At 67.6% G+C, this 16328-nt stretch carries 14 protein-coding genes; 5 read left to right on the top strand and 9 right to left on the bottom strand.

Annotated elements, in window-relative coordinates:
- Nucleotides 1-26: 26 nt before the first annotated feature.
- Nucleotides 27-1592 carry a methyl-accepting chemotaxis protein gene (locus AC1RB9_RS17780; protein ID WP_003087330.1) on the bottom strand — a complete coding sequence of 522 codons (1566 nt, stop codon included), beginning with the start codon at nt 1590-1592 and terminating at the stop codon, nt 27-29.
- A 372-nt stretch (nt 1593-1964) separates the two neighbouring features.
- Nucleotides 1965-4697 (bottom strand): aconitate hydratase AcnA, encoded by a 2733-nt coding sequence (gene acnA / locus AC1RB9_RS17775; RefSeq protein WP_003105996.1) that lies wholly within the window; start codon nt 4695-4697, stop codon nt 1965-1967.
- A gap of 326 nt (nt 4698-5023) precedes the next feature.
- Between acnA and rlmM the strand changes: the two genes are divergently transcribed.
- Both rlmM and tusA read left to right on the top strand, forming a co-directional pair.
- Nucleotides 5024-6082, top strand: coding sequence for a 23S rRNA (cytidine(2498)-2'-O)-methyltransferase RlmM (gene rlmM, locus AC1RB9_RS17770; protein WP_003087345.1), 1059 nt, complete (start codon nt 5024-5026; stop codon nt 6080-6082).
- An 84-nt stretch (nt 6083-6166) separates the two neighbouring features.
- Nucleotides 6167-6406: a sulfurtransferase TusA gene (gene tusA, locus AC1RB9_RS17765; protein WP_003105999.1), complete on the top strand. Its 240-nt coding sequence runs from the start codon at nt 6167-6169 to the stop codon at nt 6404-6406.
- Nucleotides 6407-6437: 31 nt separating this feature from the next.
- Here the strand turns inward: tusA and AC1RB9_RS17760 are convergent, their stop codons facing one another.
- The 6 genes from AC1RB9_RS17760 to AC1RB9_RS17735 all read right to left on the bottom strand — a co-directional run bounded on the left by AC1RB9_RS17760 (nt 6438) and on the right by AC1RB9_RS17735 (nt 12827).
- Nucleotides 6438-7748 (bottom strand): NAD(P)/FAD-dependent oxidoreductase, encoded by a 1311-nt coding sequence (locus tag AC1RB9_RS17760; RefSeq protein WP_003114273.1) that lies wholly within the window; start codon nt 7746-7748, stop codon nt 6438-6440.
- A gap of 68 nt (nt 7749-7816) precedes the next feature.
- On the bottom strand, nt 7817-9181 hold the full coding sequence (locus AC1RB9_RS17755; protein WP_003106001.1) for a glutamine synthetase family protein: 1365 nt from the start codon (nt 9179-9181) through the stop codon (nt 7817-7819).
- Nucleotides 9182-9308: 127 nt separating this feature from the next.
- On the bottom strand, nt 9309-9497 hold the full coding sequence (locus AC1RB9_RS17750) for a hypothetical protein (protein ID WP_003449842.1): 189 nt from the start codon (nt 9495-9497) through the stop codon (nt 9309-9311).
- 151 nt (nt 9498-9648) lie between these two features.
- Entirely contained in the window at nt 9649-11046 is a 1398-nt protein-coding gene (locus tag AC1RB9_RS17745; protein ID WP_003104413.1) for an FAD-dependent oxidoreductase, read from the bottom strand.
- 10 nt (nt 11047-11056) lie between these two features.
- Nucleotides 11057-11410, bottom strand: a complete 354-nt coding sequence (locus tag AC1RB9_RS17740) for a RidA family protein (RefSeq protein WP_003104412.1) — start codon at nt 11408-11410, stop codon at nt 11057-11059.
- A gap of 55 nt (nt 11411-11465) precedes the next feature.
- Nucleotides 11466-12827, bottom strand: coding sequence for an MFS transporter (locus AC1RB9_RS17735; protein WP_003144858.1), 1362 nt, complete (start codon nt 12825-12827; stop codon nt 11466-11468).
- 377 nt (nt 12828-13204) lie between these two features.
- Between AC1RB9_RS17735 and AC1RB9_RS17730 the strand changes: the two genes are divergently transcribed.
- Entirely contained in the window at nt 13205-14086 is an 882-nt protein-coding gene (locus AC1RB9_RS17730) for a LysR substrate-binding domain-containing protein (protein WP_003104408.1), read from the top strand.
- A 68-nt stretch (nt 14087-14154) separates the two neighbouring features.
- Here AC1RB9_RS17730 and AC1RB9_RS17725 read toward each other — a convergent pair whose 3' ends face one another.
- On the bottom strand, nt 14155-14334 hold the full coding sequence (locus AC1RB9_RS17725; protein ID WP_003104406.1) for a PA1571 family protein: 180 nt from the start codon (nt 14332-14334) through the stop codon (nt 14155-14157).
- Nucleotides 14335-14543: 209 nt separating this feature from the next.
- Between AC1RB9_RS17725 and AC1RB9_RS17720 the strand changes: the two genes are divergently transcribed.
- A complete protein-coding gene (locus AC1RB9_RS17720) occupies nt 14544-15689 on the top strand; it encodes an ATP-NAD kinase family protein (protein ID WP_003144857.1) in 1146 nt (381 codons plus the stop codon).
- Nucleotides 15690-15699: 10 nt separating this feature from the next.
- On the top strand, nt 15700-16296 hold the full coding sequence (locus AC1RB9_RS17715; protein ID WP_003449852.1) for a DUF1287 domain-containing protein: 597 nt from the start codon (nt 15700-15702) through the stop codon (nt 16294-16296).
- Nucleotides 16297-16328 lie beyond the last annotated feature (32 nt).

The raw sequence follows: 16328 nt of genomic DNA, 5'->3' as shown, positions 1-16328 counted from the left end.
GGGAGCTTCCTCCCCGCGGCCTGATCTCAGCGGTTGAAGCGCTCGACCAGGGAATACTGGCTCTGCGCGGTGGTGGTCAGTTCCTCGCTCAGTTTCGCCGTGCGCAGCGCCTCGTCGGAGGTCTGCTCGGCCAGGGCGGCGATGGTGCTGATGTTGCGGTTGATTTCCTCGGCCACCGCGCTCTGTTCCTCCGCGGCGGCGGCGATCTGGGTGGTCATCTCGGTGATGTTGCTGACCGCCTCGCTGATGCCGACCAGCGCGCTGTCGGCTTCCAGCACCCGCTGGACCCCGGCTTCGGCCTGCTGCAGGCCGCTCTCCATGGTATGTACCGCATCGTTGGCGGTGTTCTGCAACTTGGCGATCAGGTGGTGGATCTGCTCGGTGGAGGCCGCGGTGCGTTGCGCCAGCGAGCGCACTTCGTCGGCCACCACGGCGAAGCCGCGTCCCTGGTCGCCGGCCCGCGCCGCCTCGATGGCGGCGTTGAGGGCGAGCAGGTTGGTCTGGTCGGCGATGCCCTTGATCACATCGACCACGCCGCCGATCTCGTTGCTGTCCTGGGCCAGGCGACTCACCGCGGCCCCGGTCTCGCCCACCGACTCCGACAGGCGCTGGATGGCGTTGCGCGTCTCCGCGGCGATGTCGCGGCCGCGCGAGGTCAGTTCGTTGGCCTTCTGTGTGGCGTCGGCGGTCAACTGGACATTGTTCGCCACTTCCTGGGTGGTGGCGGCCATCTCGTTGACCGCGGTGGCCACCTGTTCGGTCTCTGCGCGCTGCTGTTCCAGACCGGCGGAGCTGTGGTGGGCCAGGGTGTCGGCCTGGCGCGCCTGTTCGGTGAGGTATTCGGCGGTGTCCTGCAGGCGCGTCAGGCAGGTCTTCAGGCGCGCGTCCTGGCTGAGGATGGCCATTTCCAGGCGCGCCTGGTCGCCGCGGCTGTCGGTGTACATCTGCGCGATCAGCGGGTCGGAGGTGGTCTGTTCGGCGAGCCGCATCAGGCGCTTCAGCCCGCGCTTCTGCCAGCGCAGTCCGGCCAGGCCGAGCGGAACGGCGAGCAGGCCGGCGAGGATGAAGCCCCACCAGGAGTTCAGCCAGATACCGATGAGGAAGCCGATCTGGCTGATCAGGATGAACGGCAGCCAGTCGAGCAGTACCGGCAGCCAGCGGTCGCGCCGGGGGATCGCCGGCTTGCCGGCGCCGAGGCGACGGTAGAGGGCCTCGGCGCGCTGGATCTGTTCGGCGGTCGGCTTGACCCGCACCGACTCGTAGCCGACCACCGCGCCCTGGTCGTAGATCGGCGTGACATAGGCGCTGACCCAGTAGTGGTCGCCGTTCTTGCAGCGGTTCTTGACGATCCCCATCCACGGGCGGCCGGCTTTGAGGGTGGTCCACATGTGGGCGAACACCGCCGGCGGGACGTCGGGGTGACGGATCAGGTTGTGCGGCGCGGACATCAGCTCCTCGCGACTGAAGCCGCTGATGTCGATGAAGGCTTCGTTGCAGTAGGTGATGATGCCTTTGAGATTGGTGGTGGTGATCAGGCGTTGTTCCGCCGGATAGACGCGCTCGTGCTGGGTGATGGGCTGATTGTTGCGCATGGGCCTTCCAAAACAAGTGAAGCATTTACCTCTGCATCGGCGAAAACGCCTTTCACATGAGGGATTTGTGAATGCTTTCACGAGGAAAAACAGATAGCTATTGACCCAAAGCATGAGAACCGACCACGTGGTCGGATAGATGGCGGATTCGCTGATGGAGGTCAATGCGTTACGGTTTCGTGTCGTTCCCGGCGGCGCGCATGGGCTGGGGAGGGGCCTGGCGGATAAGCGCGAGGCGGCCATCCGCCGGTCCTGCGGGGTATCGGCGGATGACGCCGGGGCGTCGTTCGCCCTGCGAAGCGCTCGCGGCCCCGGGCGCCGGAATGAAAAAGGGGTGGCCGAAGCCACCCCTCCGCGCGTACCGCCGCTGCCTCAGAGCATGCTGCGCAGCACGTAGTGGAGGATGCCGCCGGCCTTGAAATACTCGACCTCGTTGAGGGTGTCGATGCGGCAGAGGACCTTGAAGCTGTCCTGGCTGCCGTCCTCGCGGGTCACTTCCACGCTGAGCGGCATGTGCGGCTTGAGTTCGCCGCCGAGGCCGCGGATGTTCAGCACCTCCTTGCCGGTCAGCTTCAGGCTCTTGCGGTCCTGGCCGTTCTCGAACTGCAACGGCAGCACGCCCATGCCGACCAGGTTGGAGCGGTGGATGCGCTCGAAGCTCTCCGCGATCACCGCCTTCACGCCCAGCAGGTTGGTACCCTTGGCCGCCCAGTCGCGCGACGAGCCGGTGCCGTATTCCTTGCCGGCGACGATCACCAGCGGGGTGCCGTCCTCCTGGTAACGCATGGCCGCGTCGTAGATCGCCAGTTTCTCGCCGCTGGGCACGTACAGGGTATTGCCGCCTTCCTCGCCGCCGAGCATCTCGTTCTTGATGCGGATGTTGGCGAAGGTGCCGCGCATCATCACCTCATGGTTGCCGCGACGGGAGCCGTAGGAGTTGAAGTCCTTCGGTTCCACGCCGTGCTCGCGCAGGTAGCGGCCGGCCGGGCTGTCGGCCTTGATGTTGCCGGCAGGGGAGATGTGGTCGGTGGTCACCGAGTCGCCCAGCACCGCCAGCACCCGCGCCTGCTCGACGTCGGCGATGGCCGGCGGCGCCTCGGCGATGTGTTCGAAGAAGGGTGGATGCTGGATGTAGGTGGAGTCGGCCTGCCACTCGTAGGTGTCCGACTGCGGCACCTGGATCGCCTGCCATTTCTCGTCGCCGGCGAAGACCTCGGCGTACTCCTTGTGGAACATCTCGGTGTCGACCTTCTGGATCGCCTCGGCGATTTCCTTCTGGCTCGGCCAGATGTCCTTCAGGTAGACCGGCTGGCCGTCCTTGCCGGTGCCCAGCGGTTCCTCGCTGAGGTTGATCCGCACGCTGCCGGCCAGGGCGTAGGCCACCACCAGCGGCGGCGAGGCCAGCCAGTTGGTCTTCACCAACGGGTGCACGCGGCCTTCGAAGTTGCGGTTGCCGGAGAGTACCGAGGCGACGGTCAGGTCGGCCTGCTGGATGGCTTTCTCGATCGGCTCCAGCAGCGGGCCGGAGTTGCCGATGCAGGTGGTGCAGCCGTAGCCGACCAGATCGAAGCCGAGTTCGTCGAGGTAGCGGGTCAGGCCGGCGGCCTTGAAGTAGTCGGTGACCACCTTGGAGCCCGGCGCCAGCGAACTCTTCACCCAGGGCTTGCGTTGCAGGCCTTTCTCCACTGCCTTCTTCGCCAGCAGGCCGGCGGCCATCATCACGCTGGGGTTGGAGGTGTTGGTGCAGGAGGTGATGGCGGCGATCACCACCGCGCCGTTCTTCAGGCGGTGGGTCTGGCCGTCGTGCTGGTAGTCGATCTCGCCGAAGGCGGCGTTGGCGCCGACCGCGGTGCCGCCGCCGCCCTCGCTGAGCAGGCGGCCTTCTTCGGTGCTGGAGGGATGCAGTTGCAGGCCGAGGAACTCGTTGAAGGCGCTGGCGACGTTCTGCAGGGCCACGCGGTCCTGCGGGCGCTTCGGTCCGGCCAGGCTGGCCTCGACTTCGCCCATGTCCAGGTGCAGGGTGTCGGTGAACACCGGCTCGTGGCCCTTCTCGCGCCACAGGCCCTGTTCCTTGCTGTAGGCCTCGACCAGCTTGACCGTGCTTTCCGGACGTCCGGACAGGCGCAGGTAGCCGAGGGTGATCTCGTCCACCGGGAAGAAGCCGCAGGTGGCGCCGTATTCCGGTGCCATGTTGGCGATGGTGGCGCGGTCCGCCAGGGGCAGGTCGGCCAGGCCGTCGCCGTAGAACTCGACGAATTTCCCCACCACGCCCTTCTTGCGCAGCATCTGCGTGACGGTCAGCACCAGGTCGGTGGCGGTGATGCCCTCGCGCAGCTTGCCGGTGAGCTTGAAGCCGATGACCTCGGGGATCAGCATCGATACCGGCTGGCCGAGCATGGCGGCTTCCGCCTCGATGCCGCCGACGCCCCAGCCGAGCACGCCGAGGCCGTTGATCATGGTGGTGTGGGAGTCGGTGCCGACCAGGGTGTCGGGGAAGGCGTAGGTCCTGCCATCCTCGTCCTTGGTCCAGACCGTGCGGCCCAGGTACTCCAGGTTGACCTGGTGGCAGATGCCGGTGCCCGGCGGTACCACGCTGAAGTTGTCGAAGGCGTTCTGGCCCCAGCGCAGGAAGGCGTAGCGTTCGCCGTTGCGCTGCATCTCGATCTCGACGTTCTGTTCGAAGGCCGATTCGCTGGCGAACTTGTCGACCATCACCGAGTGGTCGATGACCAGGTCCACCGGCGACAGCGGGTTGATCTTCTGCGGGTCGCCGCCGGCCTTGGCCATGGCCGCGCGCATGGCGGCCAGGTCGACCACCGCGGGAACCCCGGTGAAGTCCTGCATCAGGACCCGCGCCGGGCGGTACTGGATCTCGCGGTCGGAACGGCGCTCCCTGAGCCAGCCGGCGAGGGCCTTGAGGTCGTCGCCGGTGACGGTGCTGCCGTCCTCCCAGCGCAGGAGGTTTTCCAGCAGGACCTTCAGCGACATCGGCAGCTTGCCGAGATCGCCCAGGGTCCGGGCGGCTTCCGGGAGGCTGTAGTAGTGGTAGGTCTTGCCGTCCACAGCGAGACTGCGAAGGGTTTTCAGGCTGTCCAAAGCAGGCATTTCTGATTTCCTCACGGCGGGCCCGGGGGCGGCGGGCCTGGCCTCGTCCTGACGCCAGGCCCGTCGTCGAGCCGATAGTGCCTGGCTTCGCCCGGGACCCGCGGCGTCCGCGGACGCCAGGGTGCCGTTACCTCGGTAATGCGCGGTGGCCCGATCCCATCGGTACCGGCCGCTGGCGAGAGTCAGACTTTGGGATAGCGTTGTTCGAAACCTTCAAGCTAGACCGGCTCGAGGGCTCCTGCCATATACACTGGACCGACGAACGGTCGCTGCAGTTCCCTTGAGGCATGCCCGGCACTATAGTGCGCGGCCAAGGAGACAACCCCATGAATACCCTGTTGATGCACTGCCGGCCAGGCTTCGAAGGTGAAGTCTGCGCCGAAATCGCCGAGCATGCAGCCACTCTCGAGATTCCCGGCTACGCCAAGAGCAAGCCGGCCAGCGCCCACGTCGAGTTCGTCTGCCAGGACGCCGACGGCGCCGAGCGCCTGATGCGCCGCCTGCGTTTCGCCGACTTGATCTTCCCGCGCCAGTGGGCGCGCGGGCCCGGCTTCATCGAATTGCCGGAAAGCCAGCGCATCGAGGTACTGCTGGCGGAACTGGCGAGTTATCCGGTTTGCGGCAGCCTCTGGCTGGAGGTGCTGGACACCAATGCCGGCAAGGAGGTGTCGACCTTCTGCCGCAAGTTCGAGAAACCGCTGCGCGCGGCGCTGGTGAAGGCCGGGCGGTTGCAGGAGGACCCGGCGCTGCCGCGCCTGCTGCTGACCTTCCGCTCCGGCCGGGAAGTCTTCGTCGGCCTCGCCGAGCCGCGCAACAGCGCGCTCTGGCCGATGGGCATCCCGCGCCTGAAGTTTCCCCGCGAGGCGCCGAGCCGTTCGACGCTGAAGCTGGAGGAAGCCTGGCACCAGTTCATCCCGCGCAGCGAATGGGACAAGCGCCTGGCGCCGGACATGCTCGCCGTGGACCTCGGTGCGGCGCCGGGCGGCTGGACCTGGCAACTGGTTAACCGGGAGATGCGGGTGACCGCCGTGGACAACGGGCCGATGGCGGAGAACCTGATGTATTCCGGGCTGGTCGACCACCAGAAGGTCGACGGCTACCAGTACCGCCCGCGCCAGCGGGTCGACTGGATGGTCTGCGACATCGTCGAGAAGCCGGCACGCACCGGTGCGTTGATCGAGACCTGGATCGGCGAAGGGCTTTGCCGCGAGGCGGTGGTCAACCTCAAGCTGCCGATGAAGCAGCGCTACGCCGAGGTGCGCAAGATCCTCCAGCGCCTGCGCGAGAGCTTCGACGCGCGCGGCCTGAAGGTAGCGATCGGCTGCAAGCAGCTGTATCACGACCGCGAGGAAGTGACCTGCCATCTACGCCGCCTCGAACGCTGAGGGGCGGCGTCATTCCGGCCGGGGACAGGTGACCGGCCGCGCCGCATGCGCGACAATGCGCGGATTCTGTTGCGGAGTTTCCCGATGACCCATTCTGTCGACGCCATTCTCGACGCCACCGGCCTGAACTGTCCCGAGCCGGTGATGATGCTGCACAACAAGGTCCGCGACCTGGCGCCCGGCGGCCTGCTCAAGGTGATCGCCACCGATCCCTCGACCCGCCGCGACATCCCCAAGTTCTGCGTGTTCCTCGGCCACGAGCTGGTCGAGCAGCAGGAAGAGGCGGGCACCTATCTCTACTGGATCCGCAAGAAGGCCGACTAGGCCTTCCGCGGACCCCGCCATCCCTCGCGCTTCAGCGCAGCTTCTCCATGAGCTGGTAGTACCACATCCCGGCGGCCAGCATCGGATTGCCGAAGAGGTCGCCCAGCGGCACCCTGAGGTGCTTGCAACGGGCGAAGGTGTCGAACTGCTCCAGGCTCCCGCTCATCGCCTTGGCCATGATCTCGCCCATGATGTGGCTGGTGGCTACGCCATGCCCCGAGTAGCCCTGGCAGTACCAGACGTTGTCGGAGAGCTTGCCGAGCTGGGGGATCCGGTTCATTACGATGCCCATGGCGCAACTCCACTGGAACTCGATCTCCACGCCCTTCAGGCGCGGGAAGGTGCGCTCGATGCATGGCCGCAGCTCGGCGGTGATGTCCCGCGAGTCGCGGCCCGAGTAGTTGGCGCCGCCACCGAACAGCAGGCGGCCGTCGGCGGTGGGGCGGTAGTAATCGAGGACGAAGCGGCAATCGTAGACCGCCAGCCCCTGCGGGTTGATCTCCCGTGCCAGCTCGCCCAGCGGCCGGGTGGTAACGATTCCGCCCATGGCCGGGAAGATCATCCCCTTGAGCTGCCTGCGTTCGAGCTTGTGGTAGACATCGCCGGCAAGCAGGATCTGCTGCGCCTCGATCCTTCCCTCGCGGGTAATCACCGCCGGCCGCGGGCCGTGGACGATATCCAGCACCTCGGAATGTTCGAAGATCAGCGCGCCGAGGCCGGCCGCCGCCCTGGCCTCGCCGATGCACAGGTTGAGCGGGTGCAGGTGCATGTTGCGGGTGTTCTTCAGCGCGCCGCAGTACAGCTCGGTCTCCAGGTGGGCCTGGACGCCGGCCTTGTCCAGCAGGACCACCTGGTCGCCCATGCCGCGGCGCACCGCCTCCTCGTAGGAGGCCTGCAGCTCGCCCATGTGGCTGGCCTTCATCGCCGCGTGCAGGTGGCCATGGCGAAGGTCGCAGGCGATGCCGTACTTCTCCACCCGCTGGCGGATGATCTCGTGGCCGCGCCAGCGCAGGTGCCAGATGAAGTCCTCGACCTCGGCGCCCAGCCATTGGCGCATCTGCTTGTGCATCGCCGCGTCGCCGGACAGGCTGCCGGTGACCTGGCCGCCGTTGCGCCCGCTGGCGCCCCAGCCGATGCGATGGGTCTCGACCAGGGCTACCTTGTAGCCACGCTCGGCCAGTTCGACCGCCGTGGCGACGCCGGTGAAGCCGCCGCCGATGATGGCGATGTCGACCGTCACCGCGCCCAGCAGGGTCGGATAGTCGGTTTCCTCGTTGAGCGTGGCGGCGTAGTAGGACGGCGCGCGTTCCGCGGCCGGACGGGGATGGATTGCTGCGTTCATCGGGTATTCCTTGTTCCAGTGCGGCGCGTCCTGCCGGCGCGCCGCCGTATGCGGGCGGGTCCGGGATCTCAGGCCTGGGTCAGGTACCAGCGCCAGTCCTGCTCGCCGACCTCGCCCATGAATTGCCGGTATTCCGCGCGCTTCACCGCCAGGTAGACGCCGAGGAACGGCTCGCCGAAGGCTTCCCGCGCCCACTCGGAGCCTTGCAGGGTATCGAGGGCGGTCAGCCAGTCGGTGGGCAGGCGCTTGCCGGCCTGGGCGTAGCCGTTGCCCTCCACCGGCGCACCCGGATCGATGCCTTCGCGGATGCCGCGGTGGACCCCGGCGAGGAGCGCCGCGGCGGCCAGGTAGGGGTTGGCGTCGGCGCCGCAGATGCGGTGCTCAATATGCCGACTGGAGGCCGGGCCGCCCGGCACGCGCAGGCTCACGGTGCGGTTGTCGACGCCCCAGGTCTGCGCCAGCGGCGCGTAGCTGTTGGCCTGGAAGCGCCGGTAGGAGTTGGCGTTGGGACAGAACAGCAGGAGCGAGTCGAGCAGGCTGGCGAGCATGCCGCCGACCGCCTGGCGCAGCAACGGCGTGCCGGCGGGGTCGTCGCTGGCGAACAGGTTGTGGCCTTGTTCGTCGGCCAGGCTGACGTGCAGGTGCATGCCAGTGCCGGCCAGGTCGTCGAACGGCTTGGCCATGAAGCAGGCGAGCATCCCGTGCTTGTGCGCGATGCCCTTGACCAGGCGCTTGTAGCGGATCGCCTGGTCCATGGCGGCGAGGGCGTCGCCGTGGTCGAGGGTGATTTCCACCTGGCCCGGGGCATATTCCGAGATCGCCGTGCGTGCCGGCAGGCCCTGCGCCTTGCAGGCGGCATAGAGGTCGGCGAGGAACGGCTCGATCTGCTCCAGTTCGCGCAGGCCGTAGACCTGGGTCGCCCGTGGGCGGCCGCCATCGGCGTCGCGGGCCGGTTGCGGGCGGCCGTTGGCGTCGCGCTCACGGTCGAGCAGGTAGAACTCCAGCTCGGCGGCCATCACCGGGTGATAGCCCTCGCTCTTCAGCGCGTCGATGGTTCGCACCAGGAGGTGCCGCGGATCGGCGACGCTGGCGGGCAGGCCCTCGCTCGGGTGCATGCTGACCTGCACCGCCGCCGTCGGGATCTGTCGCCAGGGCAGGCGCACCAGGCTGCCGGACAGGGGGTAGGCGCGGCAGTCGATGTCGCCGACGTCCCAGACCAGGCCAGAGTCCTCGACGTCCTCGCCGTTCATCGTCAGCCCGAGGATGGTGCTCGGCAGCGGCCGGCCGCTGCGGTAGACGGCCAGCAGCTCGTCGCGGTGCAGCAGCTTGCCGCGCGGCACGCCGTTGGCGTCGAGAATGAACAGTTCGAAGAGTTCGATGTCGGGGTTGGCGGCCAGGAAATCCTGGGCTTCTTGTTCGCAGGCGAAGTTCATGGGGCTCTCTTGTCGGTCTTGTCCGGTAGCGTCGCGACGCTCGCAGCGGCGCTCCGGCGACGGCAGCGTCGCGGAACGGCATGCAAGCGGCAGGCCGGCCCCGCCGTTGCGCGGGGCCGGAGGGATATCAGGCGTGACGAGCGTCCGGCGGACGCGCGTGGCGGCAATGCCAGAGCGCCCAGAAGGCCAGTTCGAGAGGGAGGGAGAGCGGCTCCAGTTCCAGCCAGCGGCTGTGCTTGCGGGGTAGACGCGCGGGCGTTCCGGCCGGGTTGGCGGAAGGCTGGTAGGGCAGGGTGCGCGTCGTCGGTAGGTGCATGAAGGAAAACTGGGCCAGGGGTTGGAACAGCCTCGCACAGGCTGACGGGTGAATTAAATGCGCTTTTTACGACCTTTGCTTGAGCGAAATCGAAACCGAAGGAAAAAGAAGGGCGCCCCCGAATGGGCTGAAGAGACGCCCGGAAAGCGGCTCAACCCTTGTCGGCCTTGCCCGCGGCGGCGGCGAACCTGGCCAGGCGTACGTCGAGATGACGCGGGCGCCGGCCGGCGTCTTCGGCGTGCTCCTTGCGACGGATCGCGTTGCGCACCATCAGCGAACCGACATAGCGGATCGGCTCCGGCGGGAAGCGGCCGAGCGGCCCCTGGGTCAGCGGCGAACGGGTCCAGGGATTGTCCAGGCCGAGCGCCAGCGAAGAAAGGATCTGCCCGCCCATGTGGCATGGACCGACGCCGCTGCCGGAGTAGCCGAAGCCGTAGAACACATTGTCGCGGCCGTCGAGCCGGCCGAAGAACGGCAGGCCGGTCACCGAGCGATCCGACGGACCGTTCCAGCTGGCCTCGATGGCGACCTCGGCTAACTCGGGGAAGAACTCCCGCAAACTGCCGCGCAGTTGTCCGAGATACGGCGAGGGGCGGTCGAACACCGGCAGCATGCGTCCGCCGTAGGCGAAGGTGTTGCCGCCCTTGCCGAGCATCAGCCGGCCGTCCGGGGTGTTGTGGTAGTAATGCACGAAGATCCGTGAGTCGAGCACGCTGACCCCGCTGGTCAGGCCGATCTCCTGCAACAGGTCTGGTCGTGGCTCGGTGATGAGCATGTCGCTGGAGACGATCGCCACGCTGCGTTCGAACTGCGGGAAGGCCCTCGCCATCCAGGCGTTCAGCGCCAGCACCACGCGGCCGGCGACGACCCGCCCGTGGGGGGTGACCACTTCCGCCGGGCGGCCGTGCTCCAGTCCTCGCATCGGCGTGCCTTCGTACAGGCGTACCCCCAGTTGCAGGGCGACCCGGCGCAGGCCGCGAACCAGCTTGCCTGGTTGCACCGTCGCGGCAGCCGGCGAGAACCAACCCTCCAGGTGCCTGCGCGAGCCGGCCAGGCGCTGCACGTCGGCCAGCGGGCGCTTGGCGAAGGAGTTGATGCCGTGGCGCTCCAGAGCGGCGATCACGCTGTCGGTGCTGCCGACCTGGGCCGGGTTGGTGGCGGTATAGAGGGTGCCGTCCAGCCGGTAGTCGGCCTCGACGTCGTAGCGCTGGCAGAAGGCGCCGATGGCCCGGATGCTGTCCTCGGAGGCCTTGACCAGGCGGATCGCCTCGGTTAGTCCGAACAGCCGTTCCAGGGTGAAGAACTTGGCCGACCAGGACAGCGCGCAGCCGCCGTTGCGGCCGCTGGCGCCGGCGCCGCAGAGATCGGCCTCGACCAGCACCACGTCGAGCCCGGGATCGTGCTCCTTGAGCATGATGGCGGTCCACAGGCCGGTGTAGCCGCCGCCGACGATGCACACGTCGGCGCGGGTATCCCCGGCCAGCGGCGGGCAGGGTGCCGCATGTTCGGAGCGTAGGGCCTGGTCCAGCCAGAATGGGCGGAAGGTCATGGCTGTGCTCTCACTGCGGGCGGGCGGCGACGACGATCATTTCCACCCGCCAGCGCGGGTCGATCAACTCGGCCAGGCTACAGGCGCGGGTCGGCGCCCGGCCTTCGGGAAACCACTGGTCCCAGACCTGGTTGAGACCGGCGTAGTCCTCCCGGTGGGCTAGCAGTATGCGTACCGAGAGCACCTGGCCGCGGTCGCTGCCAACGCTCTGGAGCAGCCGGTCGATGTTCTCCAGGATCTGGCGGGTCTGGTCCTGGATGTCACCGCTGGGGTCGTCTGCGACCTGGCCGCCGATGTAGACCGTGTTGCCGTGCAGGGCCATCTCGGCCCGACGCTTGACGACTTCGAAACGTTCGATATGCATGAGGGGGTTCCCGGTTCGTGGAGAAGGACGCGGCGGAGGTTCCCGCCGCGGACGGTCAGGAGCGGATGGGACGGAAGTCCGCCAGGCTGGGGATATTCCGCAGGCTTTCCCGTGCGCCGCCGGGCCGGCTGTTCCAGTGCGGGAGGAGCACCGCGGTGGCGATCAGGGCTGCGATGGTGAAGCCGATGAACACCGTGTAGGTGTCGAAATAGCCGGGCAACAGACCGCCGAGGATCGCGCCCACCGAACCGCAGCCATTGACGAAGCCGGAGGCGGTGCCGGCGGCCTCGCTGGTGCCGAAGTCGATGGCGGCGGAGCCGCAGATCATCGAGTCCGGGCCGTACAGGGTCAGTCCCATCATGAACAGCAGGCCGACCACTATCGGAATGCTGCCGGTGGTCATCGCCGGGACGAACAGCGCCAGGCAGACGGTCAGCGCCAGCAGGCTGATCACGCAGGCCGGCATGCGCCGTGCGCCGAACAGCTTGTCCGAGGCGAAGCCGATCAGGATCGGGCCGAGCAGGCCGGCTACCTCGAAGGCGGTGGGAACGATCGCCGCGCCGACCTTGCCGAGTGCCGGCATGCGTTCGTAGACGATCACCGGTCCCCACAGGAGGATCGCGTAGCGCGCCGGCTTGAGCAGGAAGTAGGCCAGGCCGAGGCAGAGCACCGTGCGGTTGCGCACCACCTTGGCGAGCACCTGCAGGCTGCCGCCGTTGCCGCCTTCCGGCCTGAAGCCGGCATAGCGCACGGCTTCGCTCGCGGCCTGCGGTTCGACGGGAGGATGGCCGACGTCTTCCGGGCGGTTGCGCTGCAACAGCAGGAACAGCAGGGCCACGCCGCCGACCACCGCGGCGCTGGAGTAGAACGCCGCGTGCCAGGTACCGAACACGCTGTACGCCCACCAGCCGGCGAACGGCGAGGCGACCAGGCCGCCGAAGGCGTAGCAGGTGCTCCACAGGCCAAGCACCCGACCGCGTTCGTGGGTGGCGAAGAAACTGCCGATGTTCTTGCACAGCCCCGACCAGCCGGTGGACTGCGCCAGTCCCTGGACCACCATGCAGGTGGCGAAGATCGGCAGGGTGGCGAAGGTGCCCATGACCAGCGCGGCCAGTGCGGAGATCAGCAGGCCGCCGAACACCACGATGCGCGGGCCGAAGCGGTCGGCCAGCACGCCCCAGGTGAACTGGCCGACGGCATAGGCGGCGAGATAGATGGCGTCGAGATCGGCCATCGCCATCTTGTCCAACTGGAAGTCCGGATCTTCGGCGATGCCGAGCTTGGCGACGGAAAAGGCCTTGCGGGTGAAATAGAAGGCGGCGTAGGCCAGCCAGGTGATCGCGAATATCTGCAGGCGCCAGCGCTGGAAGCTGGACACGGGAGAGGACGGCAGCGCCGTCCCGGGACGTTGATTCATGGTTCTGACCTCGATCTTGTTATCGGTGCCGGCAGGTGTGAGGGGAACACGCCTTGTTGTTGTTCTGATGAGCACTTCCGCACCGCCATGTCGCGGTGCCTGGTCAGAGGGATCTGGAGTCGGCTTCACCTCCTGGGTAAGGGTTGCGGATGCCCAGGCAGGGGCTGGCTGCCGAGGCGCTGGCGCGCTGTGGTGAAGCGATGGAAACAATTCCGGATAAATAAATGAAATCGATTTATCAAATTTTAAATATAAGTTTTACTTGTTTGTCCGTAGGCCTGGCGCGGCGTGGGTCGAGGAAGTTGACCGAACGGTCATTCCCGTGTGCGCCGCCCATGGCGCGGAACCCCTTGTCCTGCCTGGAGTGGTGAAGGTCCATGTCGGTATCCCATGCGCAGTTGAAGGCTTTCCATGCAGTCGCCGTGTACGGCAGCTTCACGCGCGCCGCTGAGCGCCTGTTTCTCACCCAGCCGGCGGTTTCCGACCAGGTGCGCAAGCTGGAGGAGCGTTACGGCGTGCTGCTGTTCCACCGTAACAAGCGCTCGGTGCGCCTGAGCGAACTGGGCGAGCGCCTGCTCGCGGTGACCCAGCGGCTGTTCGCGATCGAGGCCGAGGCGGAGGAGCTGTTGTCCGCCTCCAGCGCCCTGCAGACCGGCACCCTGACCCTGGCGGTGGATGCGCCGGTGCACGTATTGCCGCAGATCGCGCGTTTCTGCGAGCGCTATCCGGGCATCGCGGTGCGGGTGGAGACCGGCAATACCGACGAGTCTCTGCAGCGACTGTTCAGCTACCAGGCCGACCTGGCCCTGTTGGGCCGGGACGTCAGCGACGAGCGGTTGCTTTCGCTGACCCTGCGCAACGATCCGATCGTCGCCTTCGTTTCGCTCAGCCATCCGTGGGCCGGGCGCGAGTCGATCCGGCTCGCCGATCTCGACGACATGCCGCTGGTGCTGCGCGAGCAGGGCTCGGTGACCCGCCAGACCCTGGAGGAGGAGATGAGCCGCGCCGGCCTGCGGATCCGTCCGGCGATCCAGGTCGAGGGCCGCGAGGCCTCGCGCGAGGCAGTGGTGGCGGGGATCGGCGTGGGGGTAGTGTCGGCCGCGGAGTTCGGCGCCGACACGCGGGTCCATGCGCTACCCATCGTCGATTGCCAGCGACGCCTGACCGAGACCCTGGTGTGCCTGCGCGAACAGCGTTCGCGGCGGATCGTCGAGACCTTCCTCGACCTGGTCGGCGAGGACCTGCCGGCGCCGAGCTAGGGCGCGGCTTCGCGCAAGCGAAAAAAAGCCCGGCGGATGCCGGGCTTCGAAGTCGTGCTGGCGGGCGCTCAGGCCTGCTTCTGTTCCTGCTCCAGGGACCTGTCCAGTTCGCGGCAGGCGCGCTGGATCATCACCTCGGTGATCGGGATCTCCCGGCCCTGGGCGTCGATGATGGCGCCACCGGTGTGCTGCTGCGTATTGAAGGGGATCACGCGGCGCTTGGCGGTATCGGTGTGTTGCGAATTCATTGCCCGTCTCCTCATCAGGTTTATCGGCAGTCTAGGGAGCGCAGATGAAACCGCCGTGACAAACGGCGGATGTCGTGCCGCTCCAACGCGAAAGCCATGGACCATAGCAATCTTGCAGTCGGCGTGCCAGCTTGCCGGCTACCGCTGGGTTTTTCTGGTTATAGTGGTCCGACCGGTGTGGGCGTCCTGGAGTTCGCCCGAGGATGAGTATGGACATGTTTCGCCTGGGGTTGGTGGTCAATCCCCTGGCCGGGCTGGGTGGCCCGGTCGCCTTGAAGGGTAGCGACGGGGTGGCCGCCGAGGCCCTGGCCAGAGGCGCCGAACCACGTGCGCTGGAGCGCACCCGGATAGCCCTGGAGTGCCTGTTGCCGCTGGTCGAGAAGATCGAGTTCCTGACCTTTCCCGGGGCCATGGGTGGCGAGTTGCTCGAGCGCATGGGCTTCCGCCATCGCCTGCTCGGCGAGTGGCAGGGAGCGGTCAGCAGCGCGGCGGATACCCGGTTGGCGATCGAGCGCCTGCAGGAGGCCGGTGTCGCCCTGATCCTGTTCGCCGGTGGTGATGGCACAGCACGGGATGTTGCCGGGGTGGTGCGCGAGCAACAGCCGGTGCTCGGCATTCCGGCCGGGGTGAAGATCCACTCCGGGGTCTATGCCATCAGTCCGCGCGCGGCCGGCGAATTGGCCAGGCGCCTGGTCGAGGGCGGCCTGGTGCGCCTGGCCAGCGGCGAGGTGCGCGACCTCGACGAAGAGGCGCTGCGCGCCGGCCGCGTCGCCGCGCGTTGGTACGGCGAGATGACAGTGCCGGAGGAGGGCCACTTCATGCAGCACGTGAAGCAGGCAGGGATGGAGTCCGAGGAGCTGGTGCTGGTGGACCTCGCCGACTGGCTGGCGGAAAACTGGGAAGACGGCGTGCGCTATGTGCTCGGACCGGGCTCGACCTTGCATGGCCTGGCGCGCAATCTCGGCCTGGAAACCACCCTGCTGGGCGTCGACGTGCTGGAGAATGGCGCGGTGATTGCCCGAGACGTCGACGAGGCGCGGCTGTTCGAACTGGTGGACGGTCATCCGGCGTACCTGCTGGTCACCGCCATCGGCGGCCAGGGCCACGTGATCGGTCGCGGCAACCAGCAGATCAGTCCCCGGGTGTTGCGCGCCATCGGCCTGGAGCGCATGCGGGTGGTCGCCACCAAGCGCAAGCTGGGGACCCTCGGGGGCCGGCCGTTGCTGGTCGACAGCGGCGACCCGGTGCTGGACGACAGCTTCCCGGACGCCATCCGGGTCTGGGCCGGCTACAAGGAAGAACTGCTGTATCCGCTGGGATACGCGAAGGACCAGGACGCGCCCGCGGGCGCTTAGGAGGAAAAGGATGTACAAGGACGTATCCGGCGCGCTGCGCCGCCTGTTGCTGCTCGCCATGCTCGGACTGCCGCTGGTGGCGGCCGCTGCGGTCGAACCGCAGCGACTGGTGGATGCGGCGCGTGCCCAGGTGGGCGTTACCCTGGGCTACGACCCGGCCTACCGGCAACTGGACTATCCGGGCGGCGACGTGCCGCTGCAGACCGGGGTCTGCACCGACGTGGTGGTCCGTGCGCTGCGCGGACAGGGGCTGGATCTACAGAAGGCGGTGCACGAGGACATGCGTCGCCACTTCGCGGCCTACCCGCAGCAATGGGGAATGAAAGGTACCGACCGCAACATCGATCACCGCCGCGTACCGAACCTGATGACCTGGTTCAGCCGCCAGGGCCTGGCCCTGGCGCCTAGCCGCGACGCTTCCGCCTACCGGGCCGGAGACATAGTCGCCTGGCGCCTGGACAACGGCCTGCTGCATATCGGCGTGCTTTCCGATCGCAGGCTGGAGGGCAGGCCGCTGGTGTTGCACAACATCGGTGCCGGCGTGCGGGAAGAGGACCTGCTGTTCCGCTACCAGGTCATCGGCCACTACCGCTTCCCGCAGGGCTGAATGGGCTGGGCAAGCCGTTCCAGCGGCGGATG

The sequence above is a fragment of the Pseudomonas sp. 20-5 genome, from assembly GCF_056782835.1.
Note: the sequence above shows the minus strand (reverse complement) of the source record. Positions and strands in the feature narration are given on the sequence as shown.

What these genes read in the sequence shown, in the direction of transcription:
- AC1RB9_RS17780 (WP_003087330.1), bottom strand. Translation starts at nt 1,592, where the DNA reads ATGCGCAACAATCAGCCCATCACCCAGCACGAGCGCGTCTATCCGGCG.
- acnA (WP_003105996.1), bottom strand. Translation starts at nt 4,697, where the DNA reads ATGCCTGCTTTGGACAGCCTGAAAACCCTTCGCAGTCTCGCTGTGGAC.
- rlmM (WP_003087345.1), top strand. Translation starts at nt 5,024, where the DNA reads ATGAATACCCTGTTGATGCACTGCCGGCCAGGCTTCGAAGGTGAAGTC.
- tusA (WP_003105999.1), top strand. Translation starts at nt 6,167, where the DNA reads ATGACCCATTCTGTCGACGCCATTCTCGACGCCACCGGCCTGAACTGT.
- AC1RB9_RS17760 (WP_003114273.1), bottom strand. Translation starts at nt 7,748, where the DNA reads ATGAACGCAGCAATCCATCCCCGTCCGGCCGCGGAACGCGCGCCGTCC.
- AC1RB9_RS17755 (WP_003106001.1), bottom strand. Translation starts at nt 9,181, where the DNA reads ATGAACTTCGCCTGCGAACAAGAAGCCCAGGATTTCCTGGCCGCCAAC.
- AC1RB9_RS17750 (WP_003449842.1), bottom strand. Translation starts at nt 9,497, where the DNA reads ATGCACCTACCGACGACGCGCACCCTGCCCTACCAGCCTTCCGCCAAC.
- AC1RB9_RS17745 (WP_003104413.1), bottom strand. Translation starts at nt 11,046, where the DNA reads ATGACCTTCCGCCCATTCTGGCTGGACCAGGCCCTACGCTCCGAACAT.
- AC1RB9_RS17740 (WP_003104412.1), bottom strand. Translation starts at nt 11,410, where the DNA reads ATGCATATCGAACGTTTCGAAGTCGTCAAGCGTCGGGCCGAGATGGCC.
- AC1RB9_RS17735 (WP_003144858.1), bottom strand. Translation starts at nt 12,827, where the DNA reads ATGAATCAACGTCCCGGGACGGCGCTGCCGTCCTCTCCCGTGTCCAGC.
- AC1RB9_RS17730 (WP_003104408.1), top strand. Translation starts at nt 13,205, where the DNA reads ATGTCGGTATCCCATGCGCAGTTGAAGGCTTTCCATGCAGTCGCCGTG.
- AC1RB9_RS17725 (WP_003104406.1), bottom strand. Translation starts at nt 14,334, where the DNA reads ATGAATTCGCAACACACCGATACCGCCAAGCGCCGCGTGATCCCCTTC.
- AC1RB9_RS17720 (WP_003144857.1), top strand. Translation starts at nt 14,544, where the DNA reads ATGGACATGTTTCGCCTGGGGTTGGTGGTCAATCCCCTGGCCGGGCTG.
- AC1RB9_RS17715 (WP_003449852.1), top strand. Translation starts at nt 15,700, where the DNA reads ATGTACAAGGACGTATCCGGCGCGCTGCGCCGCCTGTTGCTGCTCGCC.